Below are 2,034 nucleotides of genomic sequence, written 5' to 3'. Positions count from 1 at the left end.
GTTTATGGGCCGCGTGACCCGCGCCCACGACTTCTGGAGCCTTATGAGGGGTATCTGTCAGAGAAGATCCAGGATTGCCCGGGTCTATCTGGTCGCCGGTTGTTCCGGGAGATCACGGCGCTTGGATATACTGGGGGCTATACCGCGGTGACTGACTATCTTCGGTCCATTCGCCCTGAACTGCCGCGTGTGTTCGAGCGGCGCTTCGAGACGGAACCAGGCCAGCAAGCCCAGGCTGATTTTGCCGAGTTCTCGGTGGAGTTCACGGACGAGCCAGGGATCATACGCAAAGTCTGGCTGTTCTCGTTCGTGTTGGGCAACAGCCGCTGGCTCTGGGGCCGGTTTTGCGCCAACCAGAAGCTGGAGACGGTTCTGCGGTGCCACGTGGCCGCCTTTGCCGCTTGTGGCGGTGCCACCAGTGAAGTGCTCTATGACCGGATGAAGACAGCCGTGCTGGGCGAGGATGCCGACGGTACCGTGGTCTACAACCCCTCGCTGGTTGCCATGTTGGCTCACTACGGATCAGCGCCCCGAGCCTGCAAGGCGTATCGGGCAAAAACCAAGGGCAAAGTTGAGCGCCCGTTCCGCTATATCCGGCAGGACTTCTTCCTTGGTCGGACCTTCCGGAACATGGATGATTTGAACGCCCAGTTTGATCAGTGGTGTGCAGAAATCGCCAATCCACGCGTCCATGCCACCACCAACCGGGTGGTCAATGAGGCCTTCGCCGCAGAACAGCCATTCCTGATCCCGCTGCCCGCCCATCCCTATGACGCGGTGCTTACCGTGGAACGGCGGGTCAGCCATGAGGGCATGGTCTCGGTGGGCGGCAACCTCTACTCAGTGCCCGATACAACACGTAAACGCGTGTTGGAGGTTCAAAGCCACCCCTCCGAGATACGGGTCTTCGAAGAAGGTCATCTGATTGCCCGTCACCCTGTTCTCGAAGGCCGCAATCTACGCCGCGTTGATCCTGGTCATCGCAAGGCTCCTCCGCCCTCTCGCAAGTCAGGTTCTACCCTGCATGGCAGCGGTTGCCCTCTTGGTGAACATGTCGGGCGGCGGTCTCTGGCCTTCTATGACACTGTTGCGCAGCGCTTGGCTGCGCAGGAGGTGCGGCGATGAGTGCAGTTCTGGACCGTATCCGCGGGGCCTTGGTGGGATTGCGCATGCCGCGTGCTCTGGAGGCGCTCGATCACACCATGCAGCAACTGGAGCAAGGCAACCTGTCTGGCATCGAGGCGCTGGATGTATTGCTCAGCGAGGAATACTCCACGCGGGAGACACGTCGGATCGACGTCGCCTTGAAGACCGCCAAGCTGATGCCGATCAAGACGCTGGAAGGCTTCGATTTTAGCTTCCAGCCATCCCTTGATCGGGAGCGCATCGCCGCTCTGGCCCAGCTCGACTTTATCCGGCGCGCTGAAGTGGTCCACTTCCTCGGCCCGCCGGGCACGGGCAAGAGCCATCTCGCCACAGCCCTTGGTGTGGCAGCCGTCAAGGCGGGCAAAAGCGTCTACCGCGCCACACTTGCGGAACTGATCGAGGCGCTGGTCAAGGCAGAGCGGGAAGGCAGGCTGACCGACAAGCTGCGCTTCTACGCGCGCACCTCACTGCTGATCGTCGACGAGATCGGATACCTGCCCATCTCAAATGGTGGCGGCAATCTGTTCTTCCAACTCGTCAACGCCCGATACGAAAAAGGTGCGATGATCCTGACCTCCAATCGGGGCTTCGCGGAATGGGCCGATGTCTTCGGCGATCCAGTCGTCGCAACCGCTCTTCTGGATCGACTGCTCCACCATGCTGTGGTCGTGCAGATCGAAGGCGCGAGCTACCGATTGCGCGGCCACACCGACCTCGTACCCGAGCACGTCCGGGCCAACGCTCCCATTACACCGCCACCCCCGCCAAAACGCAGGGGAAGACCACGAAAGGAGCCACAGACAAACCCATAATCTGGCTCGTCACCAGGTCCCGAAAGTGGGGAAAATTACTTCGGTACTTCTGGGGATTTTTACTTCGGCATTGACA

Annotated in this window: 2 protein-coding genes; both read left to right on the top strand. The window is 60.5% G+C overall.

Annotated features, from left to right (window positions below):
- Positions 1-1,125: IS21 family transposase (istA, locus tag AC2FPW_RS00080; RefSeq protein WP_496812162.1), on the top strand; the 1,125-nt coding region annotated here is incomplete at its 5' end.
- The gene (gene istB, locus AC2FPW_RS00075) at positions 1,122-1,958 is read left to right on the top strand and encodes an IS21-like element helper ATPase IstB (RefSeq protein WP_496812161.1); all 837 of its coding nucleotides are present in this window, start codon (positions 1,122-1,124) and stop codon (positions 1,956-1,958) included. The genes istA and istB, both read left to right, overlap by 4 nt.
- The last annotated feature ends 76 nt before the right edge of the window (positions 1,959-2,034 follow it).

The sequence above is a fragment of the Ruegeria sp. SATB027 genome, from assembly GCF_059613825.1.
Note: the sequence above shows the minus strand (reverse complement) of the source record. Positions and strands in the feature narration are given on the sequence as shown.